This is a genomic window from Rhodococcus sp. ACT016 (genome assembly GCF_050477185.1).
Lineage (GTDB): Bacteria > Actinomycetota > Actinomycetes > Mycobacteriales > Mycobacteriaceae > Prescottella.
This window is the reverse complement of record NZ_JBEAET010000001.1, coordinates 547,811-572,043: the sequence shown is the minus strand read 5'-3', so window position 1 is coordinate 572,043 and position 24,233 is coordinate 547,811. Positions and strand designations below refer to the sequence as shown.

24 protein-coding genes are annotated in these 24,233 nt (G+C 69.6%); 17 read left to right on the top strand and 7 right to left on the bottom strand.

Going from position 1 to position 24,233, the window contains the following annotated elements; all coding sequences use genetic code 11:
• Positions 1 to 7 precede the first annotated feature (7 nt).
• From ACQ5DX_RS02745 to ACQ5DX_RS02735, 3 genes are all read right to left on the bottom strand, one after another.
• Positions 8 to 1,195 carry a Dyp-type peroxidase gene (locus tag ACQ5DX_RS02745; protein WP_430331158.1) on the bottom strand — a complete coding sequence of 396 codons (1,188 nt, stop codon included), beginning with the start codon at positions 1,193 to 1,195 and terminating at the stop codon, positions 8 to 10.
• Positions 1,188 to 1,736, bottom strand: coding sequence for a copper chaperone PCu(A)C (locus tag ACQ5DX_RS02740; protein ID WP_430331157.1), 549 nt, complete (start codon positions 1,734 to 1,736; stop codon positions 1,188 to 1,190). Before ACQ5DX_RS02740 ends, ACQ5DX_RS02745 begins: the two co-directional genes overlap by 8 nt.
• Before the next feature lie 120 nt (positions 1,737 to 1,856).
• The gene (locus tag ACQ5DX_RS02735) at positions 1,857 to 2,399 is read right to left on the bottom strand and encodes a hypothetical protein (RefSeq protein ID WP_430331156.1); all 543 of its coding nucleotides are present in this window, start codon (positions 2,397 to 2,399) and stop codon (positions 1,857 to 1,859) included.
• Between the two features lie 100 nt (positions 2,400 to 2,499).
• Between ACQ5DX_RS02735 and ACQ5DX_RS02730 the strand changes: the two genes are divergently transcribed.
• The 7 genes from ACQ5DX_RS02730 (at position 2,500) to ACQ5DX_RS02700 (ending at position 8,865) form a co-directional block, all read left to right on the top strand.
• The gene (locus ACQ5DX_RS02730) at positions 2,500 to 2,790 is read left to right on the top strand and encodes a helix-turn-helix transcriptional regulator (protein ID WP_430331155.1); all 291 of its coding nucleotides are present in this window, start codon (positions 2,500 to 2,502) and stop codon (positions 2,788 to 2,790) included.
• Entirely contained in the window at positions 2,783 to 3,334 is a 552-nt protein-coding gene (locus ACQ5DX_RS02725) for a hypothetical protein (protein ID WP_430331154.1), read from the top strand. Before ACQ5DX_RS02730 ends, ACQ5DX_RS02725 begins: the two co-directional genes overlap by 8 nt.
• Complete coding sequence (locus ACQ5DX_RS02720; RefSeq protein ID WP_430331153.1) at positions 3,331 to 4,230, top strand: ABC transporter ATP-binding protein; 900 nt, start codon at positions 3,331 to 3,333, stop codon at positions 4,228 to 4,230. Before ACQ5DX_RS02725 ends, ACQ5DX_RS02720 begins: the two co-directional genes overlap by 4 nt.
• The gene (locus tag ACQ5DX_RS02715) at positions 4,227 to 5,429 is read left to right on the top strand and encodes an ABC transporter permease (protein WP_430331152.1); all 1,203 of its coding nucleotides are present in this window, start codon (positions 4,227 to 4,229) and stop codon (positions 5,427 to 5,429) included. The genes ACQ5DX_RS02720 and ACQ5DX_RS02715 overlap by 4 nt, the downstream gene beginning before the upstream one ends.
• 76 nt (positions 5,430 to 5,505) lie before the next feature.
• Complete coding sequence (locus ACQ5DX_RS02710; RefSeq protein ID WP_430331151.1) at positions 5,506 to 7,014, top strand: carboxyl transferase domain-containing protein; 1,509 nt, start codon at positions 5,506 to 5,508, stop codon at positions 7,012 to 7,014.
• A 109-nt stretch (positions 7,015 to 7,123) separates the two neighbouring features.
• Complete coding sequence (locus ACQ5DX_RS02705) at positions 7,124 to 7,558, top strand: MerR family transcriptional regulator (RefSeq protein WP_430331150.1); 435 nt, start codon at positions 7,124 to 7,126, stop codon at positions 7,556 to 7,558.
• A 260-nt stretch (positions 7,559 to 7,818) separates the two neighbouring features.
• Positions 7,819 to 8,865, top strand: a complete 1,047-nt coding sequence (locus ACQ5DX_RS02700) for a beta-propeller fold lactonase family protein (RefSeq protein WP_430331149.1) — start codon at positions 7,819 to 7,821, stop codon at positions 8,863 to 8,865.
• Positions 8,866 to 8,937: 72 nt separating this feature from the next.
• Here the strand turns inward: ACQ5DX_RS02700 and ACQ5DX_RS02695 are convergent, their stop codons facing one another.
• The gene (locus ACQ5DX_RS02695; RefSeq protein WP_430331148.1) at positions 8,938 to 9,618 is read right to left on the bottom strand and encodes a GOLPH3/VPS74 family protein; all 681 of its coding nucleotides are present in this window, start codon (positions 9,616 to 9,618) and stop codon (positions 8,938 to 8,940) included.
• A gap of 41 nt (positions 9,619 to 9,659) precedes the next feature.
• Here ACQ5DX_RS02695 and ACQ5DX_RS02690 point away from each other — a divergent pair, with 41 nt between their 5' ends.
• From ACQ5DX_RS02690 to ACQ5DX_RS02670, 5 genes are all read left to right on the top strand, one after another.
• A complete protein-coding gene (locus ACQ5DX_RS02690) occupies positions 9,660 to 10,397 on the top strand; it encodes a DNA alkylation repair protein (RefSeq protein ID WP_430331147.1) in 738 nt (245 codons plus the stop codon).
• 167 nt (positions 10,398 to 10,564) lie between these two features.
• Positions 10,565 to 12,478: a propionyl-CoA synthetase gene (locus tag ACQ5DX_RS02685; protein ID WP_430331146.1), complete on the top strand. Its 1,914-nt coding sequence runs from the start codon at positions 10,565 to 10,567 to the stop codon at positions 12,476 to 12,478.
• A gap of 261 nt (positions 12,479 to 12,739) precedes the next feature.
• Complete coding sequence (locus ACQ5DX_RS02680) at positions 12,740 to 13,282, top strand: DUF2231 domain-containing protein (RefSeq protein ID WP_430331145.1); 543 nt, start codon at positions 12,740 to 12,742, stop codon at positions 13,280 to 13,282.
• Between the two features lie 38 nt (positions 13,283 to 13,320).
• Positions 13,321 to 13,764, top strand: a complete 444-nt coding sequence (locus tag ACQ5DX_RS02675; protein WP_430331144.1) for a hypothetical protein — start codon at positions 13,321 to 13,323, stop codon at positions 13,762 to 13,764.
• 286 nt (positions 13,765 to 14,050) lie between these two features.
• The gene (locus ACQ5DX_RS02670; protein WP_430331143.1) at positions 14,051 to 14,863 is read left to right on the top strand and encodes a hypothetical protein; all 813 of its coding nucleotides are present in this window, start codon (positions 14,051 to 14,053) and stop codon (positions 14,861 to 14,863) included.
• Positions 14,864 to 14,873: 10 nt separating this feature from the next.
• On the opposite strand, the gene ACQ5DX_RS02665 is transcribed toward ACQ5DX_RS02670, so the two are convergent.
• The 3 genes from ACQ5DX_RS02665 to ACQ5DX_RS02655 form a co-directional block, all read right to left on the bottom strand.
• Entirely contained in the window at positions 14,874 to 16,088 is a 1,215-nt protein-coding gene (locus ACQ5DX_RS02665) for an NADH:flavin oxidoreductase (RefSeq protein ID WP_430331142.1), read from the bottom strand.
• Between the two features lie 166 nt (positions 16,089 to 16,254).
• On the bottom strand, positions 16,255 to 17,586 hold the full coding sequence (locus ACQ5DX_RS02660; protein ID WP_430331141.1) for a cryptochrome/photolyase family protein: 1,332 nt from the start codon (positions 17,584 to 17,586) through the stop codon (positions 16,255 to 16,257).
• Positions 17,579 to 18,253 (bottom strand): GntR family transcriptional regulator, encoded by a 675-nt coding sequence (locus tag ACQ5DX_RS02655; protein WP_430331140.1) that lies wholly within the window; start codon positions 18,251 to 18,253, stop codon positions 17,579 to 17,581. The genes ACQ5DX_RS02660 and ACQ5DX_RS02655 overlap by 8 nt, the downstream gene beginning before the upstream one ends.
• A gap of 125 nt (positions 18,254 to 18,378) precedes the next feature.
• Between ACQ5DX_RS02655 and ACQ5DX_RS02650 the strand changes: the two genes are divergently transcribed.
• From ACQ5DX_RS02650 to ACQ5DX_RS02630, 5 genes are read left to right on the top strand one after another with little or no spacing between them, the layout of a single operon-like run.
• Positions 18,379 to 19,218 carry a fumarylacetoacetate hydrolase family protein gene (locus ACQ5DX_RS02650; protein WP_430331139.1) on the top strand — a complete coding sequence of 280 codons (840 nt, stop codon included), beginning with the start codon at positions 18,379 to 18,381 and terminating at the stop codon, positions 19,216 to 19,218.
• A 56-nt stretch (positions 19,219 to 19,274) separates the two neighbouring features.
• Positions 19,275 to 19,736, top strand: coding sequence for a MarR family winged helix-turn-helix transcriptional regulator (locus ACQ5DX_RS02645; RefSeq protein ID WP_430331138.1), 462 nt, complete (start codon positions 19,275 to 19,277; stop codon positions 19,734 to 19,736).
• The gene (locus tag ACQ5DX_RS02640; RefSeq protein ID WP_430335527.1) at positions 19,736 to 20,476 is read left to right on the top strand and encodes a response regulator transcription factor; all 741 of its coding nucleotides are present in this window, start codon (positions 19,736 to 19,738) and stop codon (positions 20,474 to 20,476) included. Before ACQ5DX_RS02645 ends, ACQ5DX_RS02640 begins: the two co-directional genes overlap by 1 nt.
• Positions 20,473 to 21,780, top strand: coding sequence for a sensor histidine kinase (locus ACQ5DX_RS02635; protein ID WP_430331137.1), 1,308 nt, complete (start codon positions 20,473 to 20,475; stop codon positions 21,778 to 21,780). Before ACQ5DX_RS02640 ends, ACQ5DX_RS02635 begins: the two co-directional genes overlap by 4 nt.
• On the top strand, positions 21,770 to 24,160 hold the full coding sequence (locus ACQ5DX_RS02630; protein ID WP_430331136.1) for a flippase-like domain-containing protein: 2,391 nt from the start codon (positions 21,770 to 21,772) through the stop codon (positions 24,158 to 24,160). The genes ACQ5DX_RS02635 and ACQ5DX_RS02630 overlap by 11 nt, the downstream gene beginning before the upstream one ends.
• The last annotated feature ends 73 nt before the right edge of the window (positions 24,161 to 24,233 follow it).

Below are 24,233 nucleotides of genomic sequence, written 5' to 3'. Positions count from 1 at the left end.
GCAGCGCCTATCCCAGCAGGCCCTGCCCCAGGTACTCGCCCTCGCGGCAGCCGGGCGGGATCGCGAACACCGCCGAGCCGATCGGCGTCGACCACCGGTTGAACATGTCCGCCTCCGCCAGACGCTGCTGCACCGGCACGTACTGGACGTCGACGTCGGCCTGATAGGCCACGAAGATCAGCCCGGAGTCGGACACGCCGACGCCGTCGGGAGCCTCGTCGTAGTTGTAGGCGCGCCGCAGGAACCGCTCCCGCGGCGCCATCGGCCGGGCCCGCGCGATGTGCGAGAACTCCGGGATGATCCTCAGCCCGCCCGGCCCGACTGCATCGAAATCCGGTGCGTCGAACTCGGATTCACCGGTCAGCGGCGAGCCGTCGGACATCCGGCGTCCCATCACCTCGTCACGACCCGGACCGTCCAGCTCGTCCCAGCCGTCGAGGTCGAGGTGGATGCGTCGGATCACCACCGACGTGCCACCGGCCATCCACGGCTGCTCGGCGCCGTCGTTCCACACGACCTGGGCGAAGTCGTCGCTACCGCCCTGCGGGTTGATCGTGCCGTCGACCTGTCCCATCAGGTTGCGCATCGTGGTGCCCGCGGGCTCGCTGCCGCGCGCCCGCCGGAACCCGCGTTGCACCCACCGCACGGACGTCGTGTTGCGCGCGTCCTTGAGCAGCACCCGCAATGCGTGCGCGACCGTGACCGGGTCGTCCGAGCCCACCTGCAGCAGCACGTCGCCGTCGTTCCACCGCGGCTCGAGCTTGTCGACCTCGAACGGCGGCAGCGGCCTGCACCACGACGGCCGGCGGTCTTCGAGGCCCGCGGCCCGGAACACCCCCGGACCGAAACCGACGGTGACCGTGAGGCGGGCGGGCGCGGTCGCGAGATCGGGTTCGGTGTCGGCGAGCGCGCCCCGTCCCGCGGTGAGCCGCGCGGCGTCGTCGGTCCACACCCGCATCATGCGGACCAGCGCCGCCCGGTCGGTCCCCTTCAGGTCGAGGCCGACGAACGTGGTGTGCGCCGGCGGCGGCGTCTCGATTCCGGCCTGGTGCTCGCCCCGGAACGACACCGTCTCCGCGACGGTCTCGGCCTTCGCGGGTCGCGTCGCGACCGCACCCGCCCCGAGGCCGAGGCCGACGCCGCCGATCGCGGCGGCGCCGACCCCGAACAACTGCCGGCGGCTCAGGTCAGCCACTGTGCGCCTCGCCGTGGTCCTGGTTCGGCATGTCGCCGTGCGAGTCGTAGCTCTCACGTGCGCCGGTGAAGTCGCGGACCTGCGACGAGAACTGCGCGGTCGCGCCGTCGGCGAACGTGAACGTGAACGACACGTCGGTGCCGGCCTGCACCGGGGCCGGCAGGTCGAACAGCATGATGTGGTCGGCACCCGGCTTCAGGTCGTACGTGCCGTGCGCCTTGACGGTCATGCCGCCGTCCTTCTCCCGCATCTTCATCGCACCGGAGCCGTCGGGCGCCATCTCGTGGAGTTCGACGCGCGGCGAGGCCGACGAGGTCACCGACGTCAGCGTCATGTCGCTGTCCGAGTCGTTGACGATGGTGCCGAACATCGCGGTCATGCCGCTGTCGGCCGCCTTGACCCACGAGTCCTGCAGCGAGATCGATGCGGTGTCGGTCGCCTTCGCGTCGTCCTTCGAGTCGCTGCTGCACCCGACGAGGGTGAGTCCGGCCGCGACGGTGACGCCGATCGCGAGAACGCGGGTACGGGTGAATGCCTTCATGTGCGTGTGCCTTTCGTGTGCGGGCGCGCGGCGGCTCTCAGGCGCGCGGGCGCTGCCCGCAGGGTGTGTGAGAACACGCGTCGACGGCGCGAGACGGCCGTGACGCGGTGAAGTGAGGGCTCAGCAGAAGGCGGGTGGGCCCCGGCGGGCGATCGGCCCGACGCACGCGGACGTCACCACTGGACGCACGTCGGCGACCGCGCTGGGCAGCGCGGGTTCGAGCCGCACCGGAAGCACGGTCAGAATTCTCGGCAGGATCCGGCGCAGCGCGGCATACGCCCGCGGGCCGATCCGTTCGGCCGCCGCGATGAGCGCCGCACACACGACGACGGCCGCGGTGTGCGCGAGAAGCATCGGTGCGGTCAGGTGCGAACCCGAGTGCATTCCGCTGTGGGCATCACCGAGCGAGAGCGCCGTGTGCGCGAGCACCTGGCCGGTCGCCAGCACGGGCACGAGCCAACGGCGACGGGTGGCGAGCGTCGGGACCGCGGTCACCGCCGCGGCGAGCACGGCCGCGGCGCCGCCGAGCAGCAGGAGGGTGACGCCGTGCGGCGTGCCTCCGCCGGCCAGACCGTGTGCGCCGATCGCGAGGGCGATGACGGATCCGGCAACGGCGAGGCCACGCACCTGGCGTGCAAGCTCCTCACCTGGGCCGATCCGCATGCCCAGAGGTTACTACAGGCCGTCGTACCGACCCGGCGGAGGCCTCGCCGAGCATTCGCTTGGTTTGACAGACTGTTGGGTTTTTACAACGATTCACTGCATGAGCCCGGTGCGACGTGGGGCGAGCCTCCCCATCTTCAATCGCATCGCCGTGCTGCGCGCCGAACGCAAGATGAGCCGCGCGCGGCTCGCCGAGCTGGTCGAGGTGAACCCGCAGACCGTCGGCGCGCTCGAGCGTGGCGACCACTACCCCAGCCTCGACCTCGCGCTGCGGATCTGCGCCGTCTTCGACCTACCCGTCGAGGCCGTGTTCTCCCGCACCGAGTTCGGACCACTCAGTACCGAGCTTTACCGAAGCGACCGATCAGGAGGAGCCGACGACCATGGCTGACCCCGGCCTGCTCGAGCGGTATCAGGACTTCCGCACCCGACGCTTCCTCCATCACGAGGAGCTGTACCGACACTGGCTGCCGGGGTGGCGGACACAACGACGGCGACGCATCCTGGTCGTCGCCCTCGTGGTGATCCTCGTGTGCATGGTCGCCGTGGGGGCGGTCTGCCTGACGAACATGCGGATCGGCCCCCTTCTGTGGCTCCCGGTCTGCGCGGCTTTCCTGGTCACGTGGACGTCTCTGCAGATCGTCTCGGGCCGCCAGTGCGACGCGCCCCGCGACGCTCTCGACGAATGGGAGGTCCAGCAGCGCGACAGCGCCCGCTCCATCGGCCTCACGGTGACCCAGACCCTGACGTTCGTCCCGGCGGTGTTCCTCATCCTCGCGGCTGCGCTCGAGCTGGACATCGACCGCCCCAACCTCGTCTACTCCGGCGGACTCTTCGTGCTGACCACGCTCGTCATCGGCGCGTGCGTGCCCGCGATGGTCCTGGCCTGGACCCGACCCGACCCCGATACCGACGACCACGAGGAGCCCGCATGACCGGAAACACCCTCACCTTCGACGGGATCTCGAAACGCTACGGCGACGTCGTGGCCCTCGAGAGCCTGAGCTTCGACGTCCGCCCCGGTGAGATCTTCGGATTCGTCGGCAGCAACGGCGCCGGCAAGACGACCACGATGCGGATCGCGCTCGGCGTGCTCGCCGCCGACAGCGGCGAGGTCCGGCTCGGCGGCCGGCCCGTCGACCTCGAGGTGCGGCGCTCGATCGGCTACATGCCCGAGGAACGCGGCCTCTACCCGAAGATGAAGGTGGGCCACCAGCTCACGTACTTCGCGGAACTGCACGGGCTTTCGCGTACCGAGGCGGCCGAATCGGCACGCCGGTGGACCGAGCGCCTAGGCATCGCCGAGCGCGTGAACGACGCCGTCGACGCACTGAGCCTGGGCAACCAGCAGCGCGTCCAGTTGGCGGCCGCGCTGGTCCACGACCCGGCCGTCCTCATCCTCGACGAACCGTTCTCCGGGCTCGATCCGGTGGCCGTCGACGTCATGAGCGACGTCCTGGTGGAGAAGGCGAACACCGGTGTCCCCGTGATCTTCTCCAGCCATCAGCTCGATCTCGTGCAGCGACTGTGCGACCGTGTCGGGATCATCGCGAAGGGGCGGATGAACTCGATCGGCACGGTCGACGAACTCCGCGGCGGCGGCAACGTCCTGCTCGAGGTCCACGCGCCCGCCGCCCCGCCGGGATGGGCGGACGACCTCTTCGGGGTAACGACCGTCAGCCACGCCGACGGCCGCACGGTGCTGTCCCTCGATGCCGGGGCCGACGACCAGGCGGTACTGAACACCGCACTGAAGACCGGACCTGTGCACGAGTTCGCGGTCCGCAAGCCGTCCTTGACCGAACTGTTCCGAGAGGTGGTGTCCGCATGAGCGGCCGCACCGGCCTGACCCCGATCCGCGCAATCGCGCTGGTCGCCCGACGCGAGTTCCTCACCCAGGTGCGGAAGAAGAGCTTCGTCGTCAGCAACGTGATCGTCCTGATCGCGATCGTCGGCGCCATCGTCGCCGCGTCGATCTTCTCCGGAAGCGACGACGAGGACCGCTCCAAGATCGGCCTGGTGGGCGACCAGACACTCGCCGCCGCCCTCGTCGCGACCGGCGACGCCGTCGGAAACCCGGTCGAGATCAAGGAAATCGACGGCGAGCAGACCGCCCGCACCCAGGTGGAGGACGGCGACCTCGACGTCGCGGTGATCCCCGGAGCCGGCGGCAGCGTCACCGCGATCACGAAGTCGGAGATCGACGCACCGCTGCGGGTGGTGCTCGACGGCGCCGTCGCCGCCCAGGCGCAGAGCGCGGCACTCGCCGCGCAGGGCGTCGATCCCGCCCAGCTGGCCGAGACCACCAGCTCGGCGGTCGTCACCGTCGACGCTATCGATCCGCCGGATCCCGAACGCGGACAGCGCATCGCGCTCTCGACGGCCGTCGTGGTCCTGCTCTACATGCAGATCCTCGCGTTCGGCATGTACGTCGCGATGGGCGTGGTCGAGGAGAAGTCGTCCCGCGTGGTGGAGCTGCTGCTGTCGACGCTGCGTCCGCTGCAGCTGCTGTGGGGCAAGGTGATCGGTATCGGCGCGGTCGGCCTCGCGCAGCTGGCGGTGTACGGCATTGTCGGTGTCGGCGCCGGCGTCGCGACCGGCGTCCTCACCCTCGGCGGCACCGCATGGGGCACGCTCGTGGGCACGCTCGGCTGGTTCATCCTCGGCTTCTCGTTCTTCGCGGTCCTCTACGCCGCGACCGGCTCGATGGTGTCGCGCCAGGAGGACGTCAACTCCACCGCGATGCCCCTGACCATCCTGATCATGGCGATGTTCTTCGCCGCGTTCAGCGCCGTGCAGAGCCCGGACGGCACCCTGTCGAACGTGCTGAGCTGGATTCCGCCGTTCTCGGCGATCCTCATGCCGCTGCGGATCGCCGCCGGCGTCGCGAGCGGTGTGCAGATCGTCGGCACCATCGTGCTGATGCTCGTGGTCACCGTGGCGATGTCCGCCCTGGCCGCCCGCATCTACCAGCGCTCGATCCTGCGGATGGGCAAGACGGTCTCGTGGCGCGAGGCCCTCGCCCGGTAACTAGGCTGGACCACGGCGACCGCACCCGACGTCGGGCGCGGTCGCCGTGGGTAGTGCACCAGAGGGAGGAAAGACCATGTCCCGCACCAGGATCTCTGCTCGGGAACTGATCGGTCGGGTGTTCGACGCCGACAGCTTCGTCTCGTGGGACACCGCTCCCGTCGACGTCGCACCCGACGCGAAGTACCGCGCCGAACTCGACGCGGCCGCCACGAAGTCCGGTGTCGACGAGTCCGTGGTCACCGGCACGGCGCTGCTCGGCGGGCGTCGGGTCGCCGTCATCGCGTGCGAGTTCTCCTTCCTCGCCGGCTCGATCGGCGTCGCCGCCGCCGAGCGGATCGTCACCGCGATCGAGCGAGCCACCGCCGAGGGCCTGCCGCTGCTCGCGTCCCCGACGTCGGGCGGCACGCGGATGCAGGAGGGCACGGTCGCCTTCGTGCAGATGGTCAAGATCGCCGCAGCCGTGGCCGCGCACAAGTCGGCGCACCTGCCCTATCTCGTGTACCTGCGCGACCCCACCACGGGCGGCGTCTTCGCGTCGTGGGGCTCCCTCGGGCACGTGACGATCGCCGAGCCGGGCGCGCTCGTCGGCTTCCTCGGCCCCCGCGTCTACCAGGCGCTGTACGGCGAGAAATTCCCCGAGGGCGTGCAGACGTCGGAGAACCTGTACAGCCGAGGCGTCATCGACGGTGTCGCATCCGTCGAGCAGTTGCGCGACCTGGTCGATCAGGCGCTGCATGTGGTGAGCGACCCGGCCGACGACACGGTCCCGATTCCGGATCATTGCGATCCACATGACATTCCGGACGTTCCGGCGTGGCAGTCGGTGATGGCGTCGCGCCGTGCCGACCGGCCGGGTGTCCGGGAACTGGTCCGGCACGCCGCCTCCACGCGAGTGCCGCTCAGCGGCACCGGCCAGGGCGAGGTGGACTCGACGGTGCTGCTCTCGCTCACGCGGTTCGCGGGGCAGCCGTGCGTGCTGTTCGGCCAGGACCGGGCGGGCCAGTCGCCCCTCAACACGATGGGGCCGGCAGCGCTGCGCGAAGCCCGCCGCGGCATGCGGATGGCCGCCGAGCTGCGGCTCCCACTCGTACTGGTGATCGACACGCTCGGCGCGGCGCTGTCGAAGGAGGCCGAGGAACGCGGCCTGGCCCCCGAGATCGCCCGCTGCATCTCCGATCTCGTCACGTTGCGCACCCCGACCGTGTCGGTGCTGCTCGGCCAGGGCACGGGCGGCGGCGCGCTGGCGCTGCTGCCGGCCGACCGCGTCCTCGCGGCCCAGAACGGCTGGCTCGCACCGCTTCCCCCGGAGGGCGCCAGCGCCATCGTGCACCGCGACACCACCCACGCCCCGCAGATGGCTGCGGCGCAGGGCATCCGGTCACTCGATCTGCTGCGCGACGGCGTCGTCGACGCCGTCATCCCGGAGCGACCCGACGCCGCCCTCGAACCGGTCGAGTTCTCGAAGCGGGTCGGCGCGGCCATCGCCCACGAACTCGTCGCGTTGCGGGACCTGTCCGACGACGACCGCATGGCGGCCCGTCTCGGGCGCTACCGGACGCTGGGGCTACCCCAGGGGCGGTGACGTCACACCCCGGAGGCCGAATGTCACATGCGTTCACTCCAACCGAACGCATGTGACATTCGGCTCCGCGCTTGCGTTGGAGTGCACTCCAGCGCCTAGCGTCGTAGGTATGACCGCTTCACTGGGAATCGCATCGGTCGCCGAGGTCACCGGGCTCACGCAGGACACCCTTCGCTGGTACGAGCGCGAGGGCCTCATTCCGCGTGTCGTGCGCGGCAGCGACGGGCGCCGCCGATACGACGACGCATCGGTCCGCATCATCCAGCTCATAGTGCGATTGAAGCGGACAGGTATGCCCGTGGCCGAGATCCGTCGGTTCCTGGAGTTGTACGAGGAGGGGGCCGCGAGTCACGGCCGACGCATGGCCCTGCTCGAGGAACACCGGGCACGGGTTGCGGCCAGGCTCGCCGAGTTGCGCCAGGACCTCACCGCCATCGACGACAAGATCGACCACTACCGCGGGCTCATCGCCCACGGACTCGACTGCGATGACACCGCCATCACCGACACCGACGTCCTCGAGCAACAAGTACGCACGGTGTGACATTCGGTCGGCGTGCGAGTTTCGCTCATTCGCCTAACTGCTTCCTGTTAACCTCCCTGTCACGTCGCCGCACCTGCGATGCGAACGTCGAACTCCCTGGCGCTCAGGGGAATCGACCGGAGGTGCCGGTGGCCGACCCACCGCAGTGACCACTCGGATCGTCGCGATGTCGGGGTTGTCCGGTTCGCCGCCACTGGTGCGGCCGGACGAATCGCCTTGTCTTCGAACATGGCTCGTCCACTCGGACAAAGGACCCTCACATGCACGCCACACCACGCACCACCACCCGCACGGTCGCCACCCGGGCCGGAGCGGTATTCCTGACGGCACTCGCCGCCACCTTCGTCAGCGCGCCGGCGTCCGGCGCCGACACCGTGATCCGCACGGTCGTCGCCGGAGACGGACCGTTCGGCGTGACCATATCGCCCGACGGCTCGCAGGCCTACGTCACCAATCTCCTCAGCAACAACGTCACGACAATCGACACGACGACCGGCGCGACCACAGGTTTCGGCGTCGGCCAGACGCCGGGCGGCGTGGCGTTCACCCCCGACGGTTCACGCGCCTACGTCGCGCAGTTGACGGACGGCACCGTGTCGGTGGTCGATACCGCAACCCACACGGTCACCGGAACCGTCGCGGTCGGAGACCAACCGACATCGGTGGCGATCGCTCCGGACGGCACCCGCGCCTACGTGACCAATCGTGGCAGCAACGACGTGTCCGTCGTCGACACCGCGACCGGCACAGTGGTGTCGACGATCGCTGTCGGAGACGGACCGGTGTGGGCGGCCCTGGCTCCGAACGGCTCCCGCGCCTACGTGAGCAACCTCTTCGGGTCGAGTGTCTCCGTGATCGACACGACGAGCGGGACGGTCGTCGACACGATCACGGTCGGCAACTCGCCGTCCGGTGCCGCCGTCACCCCCGACGGCAAGCACGTCTACGTCGCCAACGTCGACGACGACACGGTGTCGGTGATCGACACGACCGACGACACCGTCCACGCGACGATTCCGGTCGGCGATGCACCGAGCGGCGTCGCAATCACCCCGGACGGACGCCGCGTCTACGTGACGATCAGCGGTGAGGCCGCCCTGGCCGCGATCGATACCAGCGACAACGCGGTGAGCACCGCCGCCGCGGTCGGACTCGCGCCGGCGGGATTGGCGATCACCCCCGACGGCACGCAGGCGTACGTCGCGAACAACACCGGTTCGTCGGTGTCCGTCGTGCGCATCGAGCAGCCGACGCCCGCCGGGTCGCTCGGCTCGCTGGGCTCGCTCGGAACCCTCTTCGGTAGCTGACCCCGTCGGCCTGAGCGCCCATTCCTTCCGGTTCCGCGCGGATCCCCGCCCACCGGGGCCAGGATTGGGCGCTCAGGCCGAGCCGGCGGTCATGGCCGGCACCATGACGGCCACGAAGACCGCGGCATTGATCGCGTCCACCGCCTTGCGGACGGCGGCAGCGGCCCACTCCCCTTCGGCGATCTCCTTGGCGCGCTTGCGGATCGCCTTACGGTCGGCGTCCGGGAAGGCCTTGGCCACCGCATCCACCGCGGACAGCAGCGACACGAGCGCCGCGGTGCGCGGATTCGGATCGAGGCCCTCGACGAGCACCTGCTCGAGCTCGCGCCGAACCTCACGCTCGTGACTCTCGTCGACCGCCGGCCACGTCTTGCTCGGGAAGATGCCGAGGATCTTGCGTCGGCTCTCGCGCACCCAGCCGCGGTCGATCACGCGCTCGAAGACGGCGGCCCGCATCTCGGTGTCGAGCTTCTCGATCACGGCCTCGGGTGTCATCGGCCGCCGTGCCTCGCGGATCACCGCGAGGGTGCGTGCCAGGATCGGATCGTCAGGCGCTCCGTCGAGCCGAACGGCCAACCGCCCCTTCTTGACGTCCTCCCCGGGTTCCGCGGGCGTGACGTATCCGTCGAGCGCTAGTTCGAGCAGCACCGCGCCGGCCAGGACGCGGGGCAGCCGGGTGCCGTCGACGATCGATCCACCCGATTCGTCGTCGAGCAGGAGCAGCAACAGATCTTCGGCGATGAGCGACGTCATGTCCCCCACCGTACGGATGCGCGGTGTGGGATCGTCGGTCCATGTCCGACGCCGCAGACGTGATCGCCGCCCTGACCGAGGCCGCCGACGCGGACGACGCGCGACAACTCCAGCGGTTCTTCAAGACCGGGCCCGGCGAGTACGGCGAGGGCGACGTGTTCGTCGGCGTCCGGGTGCCGGCCGTCCGCGCGGTGGCCAAGCGGTTCGCGGCGTTGCCGCTCGGCGACGTCGACGCCCTGCTCGACAGTCCGGTGCACGAGCACCGACTGGCCGGGCTCCTGATCCTCGTCGAGCAGTTCGCCCGGGCGAGTCGCGCCCGGGGCCGTGACGACGACGCCCGCGAGCGCATCGCCGAGCACTACCTGGCCGCCGTCCTCCGGGGCCGGGTGAACAACTGGGACCTGGTGGACCTGTCGGCGCTGTACGTCCTTGGCGACTGGCTCTACGACCGGCCCCGCGATCCGGTGTTCAAACTCGGGGCCGACGACGACCTGTGGCGGCGACGCGTCGCGCTGCTCACCACGTTCGGGTTCATCCGGCGCGGCGACGCGTCCACGACGCTCGACCTGGCGGCCCGGGTGCTCGACGACCGGCGTGACCTGACACAGAAGGCGACCGGTTGGATGCTGCGGGAGGTCGGCAAGCGTGTGGACCGTGGCCTGCTGCTCGGGTTCCTCGACGACCACGCCGCCGAGATGGGCACGACCGCACTGAGCTACGCCACCGAACACCTCGACGCGGACGCCCGCGCGCACTACCGGAGGATGCGCAGTTCCTGATCCTCGCCGTTCATCGACTGTTGCACGCCGCCCGTCGCAGAGACGCGCGGCGACCGGTCGCCCGACACGGCGACCGGCTACCCGTCGAATAAGGTGTTGTCTGCATCACAGATGCAGTGACGTGTGCGTCCCCGACGCAGTGTCAGGACCCGAGAGGACCCGAATCGATGAGCACCGCCGAGCACGCCACCAGCACGTACGACGAGGCCTTCCGCGAGAGCGTGGAGCAGCCGGACAGCTTCTGGCTCGCGGCCGCCGAGTCCGTGGAGTGGGACACCGCACCGACGCGCGCGCTCGACGACTCGAACGCCCCGATCTACCGCTGGTTCCCGGACGCCGCCCTCAACACGTGCTTCAACGCGCTCGACCGGCACGTGCGTGACGGCCGCGGCGACCAGGCCGCGCTGATCTACGACTCGGCGATGGTGCCCACCCAGCGGACATACACGTACTCCGAGCTGCTCGCCGAGGTCGCCCGGTTCGCCGGCGTGCTGGCCGAGCAGGGCGTCGTGGCGGGCGACCGCGTCGTGATCTACATGCCGATGATCCCGGAGGCCGCCATCGCGATGCTCGCGTGCGCCCGCATCGGCGCCGTGCACTCGGTCGTGTTCGGCGGCTTCGCCGCCAAGGAGCTGGCCACCCGCATCGACGACGCCCAGCCGGTGGTGCTGGTCACGGCCTCCGGCGGCCTCGAGCCCGGCCGCACCATCGAGTACCTGCCGATGGTCGACCAGGCGCTGGGGATGTCGGCGCACCCACCGCACACGGTGATCGTCAAGAACCGCGAGACCATCCCCGGTTCCGCCGCCGACTACCGCGATCGCGGCGCCGCCTGGTTCGACTGGGACGAGCTGGCCGCCGACGCCACCGATGCCGCGCCGGTCTCGGTCGCGGCGACCGATCCGCTGTACATCCTCTACACGTCGGGCACCACCGGAAAGCCCAAGGGCGTCGTCCGCGACAACGGCGGACACGCCGTGGCCCTGACGTGGTCGATGCGCAACATCTACGACATCGGCCCGGGCCAGGTCATGTGGACGGCGTCGGACGTGGGCTGGGTCGTCGGCCACTCCTACATCGTCTACGCACCGCTGCTCGCCGGTGCCACCACCGTCATGTACGAGGGCAAGCCCGTCGGCACCCCGGACGCCGGTGCATTCTGGCGAGTGATCCAGGAGCACAACGTCTCCGCGCTGTTCACCGCGCCGACGGCGATCCGCGCGATCCGTAAGGCCGACCCCGAGGCGGCCGAGCTCGCCAAGTACGACATCTCGTCGATGACGACGCTGTTCGCCGCCGGCGAGCGCCTGGATCCGGACACCTACGTGTGGGCCACGGAGAAGCTGGGCGTCCCGGTGATCGACCACTGGTGGCAGACCGAGACCGGGTGGGCGATCTGCGCGAATCTGCGTGGGCTGGAACCAATGCCGATCAAGGCCGGCTCCCCCACCGTCCCGGTGCCCGGCTACCGCGTGGACATCGTCGACGGCGAGGGCTCCCCCGTCCCCGCCGGGACCGAGGGCAACATCGTCATCGCGCTGCCGCTGCCGCCGGGCACGCTCGCCGGGTTGTGGCGCGACGAGGACCGCTACGTGAAGTCGTACCTGTCGACGTTCGACGGCTACTACCTCACGGGCGACTCCGGCTACGTCGACGAGGACGGCTACGTGTTCGTCCTGGGCCGCAGCGACGACGTCATCAATGTTGCCGGACACCGCCTTTCGACGGGCAGCATGGAGGCGGTCGTCGCATCGCATCCCGCCGTCGCCGAGTGCGCGGTGATCGGCATCCACGATGCACTCAAGGGTCAGCGCCCGAGCGGCTACGTCGTGCTCAAGGCGGGCGTCGAGATCGAGGATGACGTCCTCCGCAAGGAACTCGTCGCGATGGTCCGTGAACAGATCGGCGCCGTCGCCACGTTCCGCGACGTCACCGTCGTCCAGGCGCTGCCCAAGACCCGCTCGGGCAAGATCCTGCGCAAGACGATGCGCCAGATCGCCGACAACGCCGAGTACACCGTGCCGTCGACCATCGAGGACCCGTCGGTCCTCGATGACCTGGAGAAACTGCTGCGCGGATAGCCGTCGCGGACGCGCGCGGCCCGTCCGACCTGCGGGTCGGGCGGGCCGCGCGGCGATTCCGCCGATCGATCAGTCGGTCGCGCGGTTCGCGGGTGTTCACCGATGCCGTTTCAGGCTGGGCTGCATACGGATTGGGCACTTTGTCCAGTCCGTGACCACGCTGGACGAGGACCCTTTCACGGCCGCCACGGGCGGTCTTGACCAGATTCGACAACAGGGTCAGGCTTGATACGAAGCTCGCGGGTGAAGTGGGTGGTCGGTGTGTCTGACGAAGCGGACCACGGAAAGCGTCCAGTCAGCGCGGGGTTGGCCGGTCCGTACGGTCACCCGTTCCACCCGATCCTGGTGACGGTGCCGATCGGGGCGTGGGTGGCGAGCCTGGTATTCGACATTGCCTCGCGGATCGTCGACCAGCCCGGGTTCCTCGCCCAGGGTTCGGTGTGGCTGATCGCGATCGGGGTACTCGGCGCCTTGGCCGCGGCGATGGTCGGCTTCCTCGATCTGTTCGCGATGCCGACGGGGACACCGGCGTTTCGCACCGGCCTGGTGCACATGGCACTCAATCTCGCTGTGACAGCAGGGTTTGCGGTGAACTTTCTGTGGCGCCGATCGGGATACGGGGAGCCGCATCCGGTCAGTGCCGGGCAGATCGCGCTGTCGGTGGTGAGTGTGGTCGTTCTGGCCGTGTCCGGATACCTCGGCGGCAAGCTCGCATTCCGATACGGCGTCCGGGTGGTTCGCGAGGAGATTCAGGCCGACGGCTTCGTTCCTACTGCCGGACACGAGCGGCCGGTGCAGTCGTAGTCGCCCCTCTCGCCCACCACGTGTTAGGAGAAGAAGACATGGGTGTCGCAGCGCTGGTGACCTGGTTACTCACGGCGGTCGGTGGTTTCTACATGCTGGCCACCTGGATCGCCAAAGGCGGGTCACAGCAACCACGCAACAGCAAGTTTCCGCCGGCACTGATCTTCGGCCACTTTGCACTCGCCGTGATCGGCCTGATCGTGTGGATCGTCTATCTCTTCGCGGACAAGGATGCGCTCGCCTGGATTGCGTTCGTCCTGCTCGTTCCGGTCGCCCTCTTGGGATTTACCATGCTCGCGCGGTGGATTCCGACCTATCGCGCAAACGCGGCAGTGGGCGCGGGTAGCGACCTACCCACTCCGGGGGAGTCGGGGCCTGCGGAGAAACACTTCCCGGTCGCGGTCGTCGCCGGACACGGAGTATTCGCCGTCGTGACCGTAGTGTTGGTGCTGCTGACCGCACTCGGGGTGGGCAGTAGCTGACCTGTAAATCCTCACCAATCGGATAATTCGCAAATAACTCGCCAAACTACCTTTAAGTCGATTCCCAGAATCCCCAGGTCAGGGCAAACTCCAGGCTTGACGATCACAGTAAGATCACGGTAAGTTTACGTATAGGTCCCGACTCGCATTTCGAAGTCTAAAGATTCGAATTGTCCGAAATCGGCGAAGACCATTCGGGATGGACGCGGGTCACCGCGACCATCCGCGCTTGCACGTGCTCGTCCTTGCTCGCCTTGCTCGCCTTGCTCGTTCGAGGGAGAAGAATTTGTCCGTCGTAGCCACGCCGTCCGTCCACGCTCTCCTGCGCGATCTCGTCGCGAACAGCCCTCGACGAGGTTTCCTGCACGACATCGAGGGCATCGAACTCTCGAACCAGGCCGCGCTCGTGCGCGAGGTCGTGACCACCGTCCAGGCTTGCCTCGAACCGGATCTCCGCGCACTGCGCGAGTCCGATGACTACTTCATGCCTGCGGACCCGGACCGGGCCGCCGGGCCCGGGATTCGAGTCATCGCATCCATTGCCCAATACGACGAGATCCTCCGCACGTTGCTCGACGCCGCTCCCCTGATCGAGACGGGACGGATGAGCACTGCTTGGACGCTGCTCGGCTCCGCGACCGATCGACTGCGCGTGCTCACCGCACTCGAATCGCCCGACGGAGAACACGTCGCGCGACAACTCACAGAGTCGTCGGCCCGCGCCCGCGCCCGGTTCACCGCCGCGGCGGACGACGCCGAGTTCCTTCTCCCCGCAGGCCTCGCAACAATGCCGATTCCGGTGGCGCCGGCGCCGACACCCGCGATCGCGAGCCTGATCGAACTCATCGACCTGGGCGCCGCCACCGGACGGGACGGCGGAGCGGTGAACGAACTCGCAACGCTGGGCACGTCGCCCGGGACCGACTACGACCACTTGGCCATGGTCGGCGGCCACCAGCTACACCTCGTACTCGAGATCATCCGCGCTGCAACGGATTCCCTGTGCGCCGTCGCCGCCCCGACCACCGCCGCGGACGTCTGGGCCGAGTGGGCCGACGACGTCCGCGCGGCGGTCGAGTTCGCGTGGGACTGCGTGTAGAGCGCCGAACTCAGCCCCGCACGCGGGGCGGGACGCGATCGACCAGGACGCAGCGGGCACCGGAGAAGATCGTCGGCATGCACTTGTTGCAGTGGATGCACAGCGACTGCGTCGCCGACTCGGCCTGGATGCGGTTGAGCAGGTCGGGTTCGCGCAGCAGGGCGCGGGCCATCGCGACGAACTCGAAGCCCTCGGCCATCGCGGTGTCCATGCCGGCCCGGTCGGTGACGCCGCCGAGCAGCACCAGCGGCATCTTGACCGCGGCCCTGATCTGACGCGCCTCCTCGAGCATGAACAGCGGCTCGTACGGGTAGGTCTTGATGAACGCCTTGCCCACCATCTGCACGCCCAGCTTGATCGGCTGCGGCATCGCGTTCGCGAACTCCCGGACCGGGGCGTCGCCCTTGAACAGGTACATCGGGTTCAGCAGCGAGCTACCCATCGTGAGCTCGAGTGCGTCGAGGCTGCCGTCCGCCTCGAGCCACTGCGCAACCTGGATCGCCTCGTCCACCCAGAAGCCGCCCGGCACACCGTCGTCCATGTTGAGCTTCGCGAGAATCGCGATCCGGTCGCCGACCGCCTCGCGGACGGCGCGCGCCGTCTCCAGCACGATCCGCGCCCGGTTCTCGAGCGAGCCGCCGTAGTTGTCCTTGCGCTTGTTCAGCTTGGGGCTCAGGAACGAGCTCGCGAAGTAGTTGTGGCCGAAGTGGATCTCGACGGCGTCGAAGCCGCCCTCGATCGCGAACCGGGCCGCGTCGGCATGCGCCTGCGTGATCCGCGCGATGTCGGACGCCGTCGCCGCGTGAATCTTCTTCATGCTCAGCGGGCTGAAGGACGTCGACGGCGCCAGCGCCGGCAGCCGGTTGGACTTCTCGTTCGCGACGGGCCCGGCGTGACCGATCTGGGCGGATGCGGCAGCACCCTCGGCGTGGATCGCGTCGGTGAGCTTGCGCAGTCCCGGCACCACCTCGGGCCGCATCCACAGCTGTCCGCGCTCAGTGCGGCCCTCGGGCTGCACGGCGCAGTACGCCACGGTGGTCATGCCGACACCACCGGCGGCGGGCTGACGGTGGAACTCGATCAGTTCGTCGGTGACCAGCGCCTGCGGGGTCCGCCCCTCGAACGTCGCCGACTTGATGATGCGGTTGCGCAACGTAATCGGGCCCAGTTTGGCCGGCGCGAACACATCAGGAGGAGTGATCTGGGACACTGAAAATCCTTCCATCGAGGGGCCGCACGAGGCTATACCGGAGCCAGCGGTACCGAAAGTCCGGCCGTCCACTCAGTGGGAAAGCGGCCGTCACCGACGCCGTGTCTCCACCGATCGGGCCGCACTCGGGATTGGGGCGAGGAAATCGGTGCCGCCGAGGCCTATCCCAGGACTTGGCGCCTCAGCCCAGCGCGTCGTACCGCGCGAGCGCCTCGCGCCGCTCCTCGGCGTGGTCGACGACCGGATCCGGATACCCCTCCGGACGACCGCCCTTCAGCGCGTGGACGGCCTTGCCCCGCACGCCGCGCAGTTCCGGCACCCAACGCCGGACGTAATCGCCGGTCGGATCGAACTTCTCGCCCTGACGGATCGGATTGAACACCCGGAAGTACGGGGCCGCGTCGGTGCCCGAACCCGCGGTCCACTGCCACCCGTGCTGGTTCGACGCGACATCGCCGTCGACCAGGCACCGCATGAAGTGCCGTGCGCCCCGCCACCACGGCAGGTGCAGATCCTTGACGAGGAACGAGGCGACGATCATCCGCACCCGGTTGTGCATCCAGTTCTCCGCGGCCAACTGCCGCATGCCGGCGTCGACGATCGGGAACCCGGTGCGGCCCGCACACCACGCCTCGAACAGCGCGTCGGCGTCGCGCCCGCTGTCGTGCCGCATCGCGTCGAACTTGGCGTCGTAGTTCCGACGCGCACTGTCGGGACGCTGGAACAGGATGTCGGCGTAGAAGTCTCGCCACGCCAGCTGTCGGCGGTACTGCTCCGCGCCGCGCCCACGACCGCCCGCGAGGTCGGCGAGCATCGTCCGCGGGTGGATGTTGCCGAACTTCAGGTACACCGACATCCGGCTGGTGGTGTCGAGGTCGGGGCGGTCGCGATCGTCGTCGTAGCGGAGCAGGTCGTCGTGGCAGAACTCGCGCCACCGCGCGAGCGCCGCGGCCTCCCCCGCCTCGACGCCCGGCGCGTCGGGCGCCGGAATCGGGACGCGCCCCCGCACTCCGGCGATGCCGTCGGGGTCGATCCACTCCAGGGTGTCCGCGCCCGTGCGAGCGGGGGCACGCCAGCCGTGGTCGAGCCACCGACGGAACCACGGCGTGAACACCTTGTACGGCGTGCCGTCGTCCTTGGTCACCCGGCCCGGTGCGACCGCATACGGTGAGCCCGTCGCCACCAGTTCGACGCGTTCGGCGACCGCGGCGTCCCGCTCCCGACCGTACGGCCCGAAGTCGGCGCTCACATGAACTTCTTCGGCACCAACCGCTTTCGCGACCGACGGCACCACGTCCAACGGGTCCCCGCGTACCACCAGGAGCCGACCCGACAATTGCTCGTCCAGCGCGGCGAGGCTGCGGTACAGGAAGTCCCGGCGGGGGCTGCCCGACGGCCCGAGCAGCCGGTCGTCGAGGACGAAGAGTCCCAGCGCCCGCTCCCCCGCCGCGGTCAGCGTCGGCAGGTCGGTCAGCCGCAGGTCGCGACGAAACCAGACGATCGAGTCAGCCATCCTGCGCCGCTTGCTGTCCCGCGATCAGCAACTCGGTGGTGAGCTCGATGTGCCGACGCAGTTCCTCGACCGCGCGATCGGCGTCCCGGTCCACCGCGGCAGCCGCGATCCGTCCGTGCTCGGCGTCGACGTCGCGCGCCGACGACTCCGCCGTGCGCCCGCTCCAGCAGCGATACACCTCCGAGACGTCCCGCAGCGACTCCGCGATCCGCACGAGTCGGGTGTTGGGACAGGCCCGGAGCAGCACCCCGTGGAAGCCGCTGTGGGCGGCGAGCCAGGCCTCCGAGACCCGGCCGTCCTCGTCCGCCGGCGGTGTCCGCGACAACAGGTGCCGCGCGGCGAGAACCGCGGACTCCCATTCGACGTCGCCGTGTGCGATCGAGCGACGCAGCGCCTCGGACTCGATGAACACGCGAGTCTCGGTGAGCTCCAGCAGATCCCGCACCGACACGGGAACCACGCGGAACCCGAGCTGGGCCTCGGAGACCGCCAGTCCCTGCTCGACCAGTCGCGGCAGCACCTCCCGCAGCACGCCGGTGCTGACGTCGTAGCGCGCCTGCAACTGCCCGAAAGCGAGCTTCTCGCCCGGGGTGAGCACCCCGCCGAGGATGTCGGCGCGCAGCCGCGCATGGATCTCGTCTGCGCGGGTGCCGGTCGCTCGTGCCATGCCGCCAGTACAGGCTGTTCCGAATCGAGAGTCAAGTTTCGAAATTGTATTGCTTTTCCGATATTCATCGGGTCTACTGATCGTCACTTCCCATAGACCTCATCGACAGACAGGACCCGACGACCATGCGCATCGCCAATCTCTCCGGACGAGCCGTCCTCGTCGACGACGACCGGGCGATCGACGTCCACGCCGCGAGCTGCGGGCGCTTCGGCCCCGACCTCGCCTCGGTCTACACCGAGTGGGAGGCGTTCAGCGCCTGGGCCGGGACCGCCCTCGGCGCCGGAGCCGGCGAATCGTTCGACACGCGCGACCTCGAGGCGCCCTCCCCGACGCCGAGTCAGGTCTTCGCGATCGGGCTCAACTACCGCGACCACGCGGCCGAGACCGGGCTCGACGCACCGGACGCGCCGCCCACGTTCACCAAGTTCGCGAGCTGCCTCACCGGCCCCGAAACCGATCTGATGCTGCCCACCGACACCGTCGACTGGGAGGTGGAACTGGTGGCCGTGATCGGCCGCGAAGCCACCAACGTGTCCGCCGCTGACGCCTGGGACCACGTCGCGGGGCTCACCGTCGGACAGGACTTCTCGGAGCGGACGTCCCAGCTGGCCGGTCCGGCACCGCAGTTCTCCCTCGCCAAGTCGTTCCCGGGCTTCGGCGCGACCGGACCCTGGCTGGTGACCCCGGACGAGTTCGCAAACCGTGACGACCTCGCGATCGAGTGCGAGATCGACGGCGAGTCGGTCCAGTCCGGCCGCACCGCGCAGATGATGTTCCCGGTCGCCGAACTGATCGCGCACCTGTCGGCGGTGTGCACCCTGCGCCCCGGCGACCTCGTGTTCACCGGAACCCCGGCGGGTGTGGGCGTCGGCCGCGACCCGCAGCGGTTCCTCGTTTCGGGCAACGTCGTGACCAGCCGAATCGAGGGCATCGGCGCCCTGGTGCAGCGCTGTGTGAAGTAGCCCGACCGTCGAGCACGGTTCGTGAACACTATTCACAATGAATTAGCATCACTGCCGTGCCCGACAGTCCCGACGTCCGTGAAGCCCTCGGCCGCGCCTATCTCCTGGCCGAGCATCTGTCGACGTCGCTGGCGGCGGGAACCCGCACCTTCGGCCTGACGACGGCGCGCACCCGCGCGCTGCTCTGCGTGCTCGAGAACCCGCCGATGACCCAGCGTGACCTGGCGAAGACCCTGCGATGCAGCACCCGTCAGGTCACCGCCCTGGTCGACGCGCTGGAGCAGTCCGGTCACCTGCGCCGCGAGGCGCATCCCAGCGACCGCCGGGCGCACATCGTGGCCCTCACCGACCGAGGCCGAACCGACGCGGGACACATCCAGCAACTCCGACAGCAGACCGCTCGGGAACTGTTCGACGGGGTTCCCGAGGCGGACCTCGACGCCTTCGTCCGGGTCGCCGACGTCCTGATCACCCGCCGAGGACAGCAGGCGTCGCCCGACTCGGACCGGAAGCGATGATGCGCGGATCCGAAGTGCTCTCCGGGCACAATGCTCACGTGACCGCAACCGCAACCGTTCTGGTCGTGGACGACGACCCGGATGTGCTCGCGTCGCTCGAACGCGGGTTGCGACTGTCCGGGTTCACCGTCCTCACCGCCTCCGACGGCGCGGTCGCGCTGCGAGTGGTGGCCGACGCCCAACCCGACGCCGTCGTGCTGGACATGAACATGCCCGTCCTCGACGGGACCGGGGTGGTCACGTCGCTCCGCGCGTCCGGCAACGACGTCCCGATCTGCGTGCTGAGCGCTCGCAGTTCGGTCGACGACCGCATCGCCGGCCTCGAGTCGGGCGCCGACGACTACCTCGTCAAGCCGTTCGTCCTCGCCGAACTGGTCGCCCGCATCCGCGCGATGCTGCGCCGCCGATCGACCGCCGCCGTCGGGCCCGTGACCGATCCGCCCGTCGTCGTCGGGCCGCTGTCCGTGGACGTCGCCGGTCGTCGTGTCTGGCTGAACGACAACGAGATACCGCTCACCAAGCGGGAGTTCGAGCTCATCGAGGTGTTGGCCCGCAACGCCGGCGTGGTGCTGAGCCGGGAACGGCTGCTGGACCTGGTCTGGGGATACGACTTCGTCGCCGACACCAACGTGGTCGATGTGTTCGTCGGCTACCTCCGCCGCAAGTTCGAGTCCGACGGCACACCCCGGCTCGTCCACACCGTCCGTGGTGTGGGATTCGTTCTGCGAGAACCGACATGAGCCGGCCGCACACACTGCGGGCGCGCGTCGCCGCGGCTACCGCGCTGGGGGCGACGATCATCGTCGCCGCGGTGGGCGTGTACCTGGCGCTCGCGATCGCCCGCAACAACCTTCAGCAACTCGACCGTCGACTCGAGACGGCGTCCCGGGTGCTGATCGTCAATGCCGGTGCCGCAGCACCGTTCCTGAACATCCTCGGTGACGGCGGCGCGTTCGCGGTCACCATCCGCTCCGGAGACAAGGTCCTCGCGAGCACCTCGAGCCGACTGCCCGAACTCGATCCCGGGTCGCACACCGTCGACGTCGCGGGCACCCCGTTCCGAACCTTCACCGCCCCGCTCGCACCCGGCTCCGCATCGCTGCTGTCGGTGGCCGTCCCCCTCGCCGAGGCGAAGGACCCCACCACCGACCAGCAACAGCAGGTGGCGCTCGTCGCCGTGCTCGCGGTAGTCGCCGCGGGCGGCCTCGGCTGGATCTTCGGCGGCCGCGCCGTCCGACCGCTCGTCGAACTGACCCAGCGCGTGAGCCGGCGCGACCGCGACCTCGCACCCGCCTCGTCCGGGGTCCGCGAGGCCGACGAACTGGCCGCGGCCGCGGGCGCCATGCTGCAGGACGTCTCCGACGCCCAGGCGCGCACCACCGCCGCCCTCGACACGGCCCGCGACTTCGCGGCGGCGTCCGCGCACGAACTGCGCACCCCGCTGACCGCGATGCGCACCGACCTCGAGGTCCTCACCACGCTCGACCTGTCCGGCGAGCAGCGCACCGAGGTCCTCGCCGACCTCGCGCGCACCCAGGGCCGGCTCGAGGCGACGCTGACAGCGCTCGAGCGCCTCGCTTCCGGCGAGCTGTCCAGCGAGAAGGACCACATCGATCTCGATCTCACGGACCTGTGCGACCTGGTCGCGCAGGACGCCGGGCGCCACCATCCGGGACTCTCGGTCACCGTCGACGCACCGCCCGGACTCGTCGTGCGCGGACTCCCGGTCGGCCTGCGGCTCGCGCTCGACAACGCGATCACCAACGCTGTCCGGCACGGCGGCGCGCGGCACGTCGCGATCGGCGCGGACCGCACCGCGGACGGCACCGTCACGATCACCGTCGACGACGACGGCGCCGGTGTCCCGGAGACGGAGCGGTCGGCCGTGTTCGAGCGCTTCCGGCGCGGCAGCGGCGCGGCCAAGGGCGGTTCGGGGCTGGGGCTGGCGCTCGTCGCGCAGCAGGCCCAGCTCCACGGAGGGATCGCCGCCTTCGAGGACAGCCCGCTCGGCGGCGCCCGACTGGTGGTGACCCTTGCGAGTTGACGGACGGGACATCCCGGTCACCGGCAGCCTGCTGCAGCCGCTGACTCGACGCACCAGCGACATCCTGCGGGTGGTCTTCGCGCTGGTCTTCCTGGGTGCGGTGATCGCGGGATCGTTGATCACCCGCAGCGAGTGGGACGCGCTGGAGACCTCGGTGTCCGACATCGTCGGGATCCTGTCACCGGGGGTGTCGGACACGGTCTACCTGCTCTACGGCATCGCGATCCTCGCGCTGCCGTTCGCGATCCTGATCCAGCTCATCATCGGCCGGCGCTGGAAGCTGCTCGCCGGCTACGCCGCGGCCGGGCTGATCGCGGGCGTCGCACTGTCGTTCACCGGCACCGGTCTCGCCGCCCCGCAGTGGCACCTCGACGTCTCCGACCGCCTCAACACGTTCCTCTCCCAGTTCCTCGACGACCCCCGCTGGATCGCGATGCTCGCCGCGGTCCTCACGGTGTCGGGGCCGTGGCTGCCCAAACGGTGGCGACGGCTGTGGTGGGCGCTGCTGCTGCTGTTCGCGCCGATCCATCTGGTGGTCAGTTCGATCGTCCCGGCCCGCTCGATGCTCGGCCTGGCCGTCGGATACCTGGTCGGCGCGATCATCGTGCTCGTCGTCGGCACGCCCGCACTCGAGGTGCCGCTCGAATCGGCCGTCGAGGCGCTGCAGCGGCTGGGCCACCGCATCACCGCGTTCCGGGTGATCGCCCCGGCCGGCAGCGGCCCGCTGATCCTGGGTGCCTCCCGCGACGGACAGCCCGAGATGATCGTCGAACTGTACGGACAGAATCAGCGCAGCCGCGGCGCCATCCGGCAGATCTCGCAGTGGCTGGCGTTGCGCAGCAGCGAGAGCCCGGCGGTGCACGCGTCGCTGGCCCGCGCCGTCGAACACCGGGCCCTCATGGGTATCGCCGTCGCCGATCTGGGACTCGCGGCGTCCAAGCCGTTGGCCGTCACCGCGCTGGACCGCGGATGGAAGCTGTACGCCCGGCCCGCCTCGGACGGCGCACCGATCGCCACCCTCGCCACCGACAACCCGGTCCCGCGCGACACCCTGCTCGAGATGGTGTGGACCTCGCTCAGCCGGCTGCACGACAGCCAGATCACGCACGGCGACCTACGCGCGTCCGAGATCCGGGTCGAGGACGGCCGGGCGCTGTTCGACGGGTTCGCATACGCCGAACTCGGCCCCTCCGAGGCGCAACTGCAGTCCGACACCGCGCAGATGCTGGTGACCACCGCATCGCTGTTCGGCGTGACCCCCGCGGTTCGCGCCGCACTCGACTCACAGGGGCGGGACCGGATCCTGGCCGCGTCCGGCCGGCTCAGCCGCTCCGCGATGCCGGCGCGGCTGCGGAAGCAGGCCCCCGAGTCGGCGAAGCTGCTCGCGGCGATCCGGGACGAGGTGAGCAACCAGACCGACATCGACAAGATCGCCCCCGAGCAGGTCACCCGCTTCACCCGCAACCAGATCATCCAGCTGGTGCTGCTGATCGGCCTGGTCTACGTCGCGTACCCCTTCATCAGTCAGGTCCCCACCTTCCTCACCGAACTGAAGACCGCGAACTGGTGGTGGGCGCTGGCCGGGCTGATCGTCTCGGCGCTCACGTACGTCGGGGCCGCGGCCGCGCTGTGGGCGTGCGCGTCCGAACTGGTGCGGTACCGGCACCTGTTGGTCATGCAGGTGGCCAATACCTTCGCCGCCACCACGACGCCGGCCGGTGTCGGCGGACTCGCGCTGAGCGTGCGATTCCTCCAGAAGGGCGGCCTAGGAGCCGTCCGCGCGACGGCCGCGGTGGCCCTGCAACAGACGGTCCAGGTGGTCACGCACGTGGCGCTGCTGATCTTCTTCAGCGTCGCGGCCGGGCGCGATGCCGACCTGTCCCACTTCGTTCCGCGGGGCACGATCCTCTACCTCATCGCGGGTGTCGCGCTCGGCGCGATCGGCACGTTCATGTTCATCCCGAAGGCGCGGCGCTGGCTACGCAACGAGGTCCGGCCGCAGCTGACCGAGGTGCTGGGTTCGCTCGCCCAGCTGGCGCGCAGCCCGAGCCGATTCCTGCTGATCGTGCTCGGCAGCGCGGGCACCACGCTCGGTGCCGCGCTGGCGCTGTGGGCCAGCGTCGAGGCGTTCGGCGGCGGGACGACGTTCGTCACCGTCACGATCGTGACGATGATCGGCGGCACCCTGGCATCGGCGGCACCCACCCCCGGTGGCGTCGGCGCCGTCGAGGCCGCCCTGATCGGTGGCCTGACCGCCTTCGGGCTTCCGGTGGGCATCGCGGTACCGTCAGTGCTGCTCTACCGCGTCCTGACCTGCTGGCTGCCGGTGTTCTGCGGCTGGCCGACCTTGCGCTGGTTGCAGAAAAACGACATGGTCTGACGGTTTATGCCCGATAATCCTGGTACGTCGCGAGATTATTTTCGAGCAAGCGGTAGCAAACCGATACGTATCT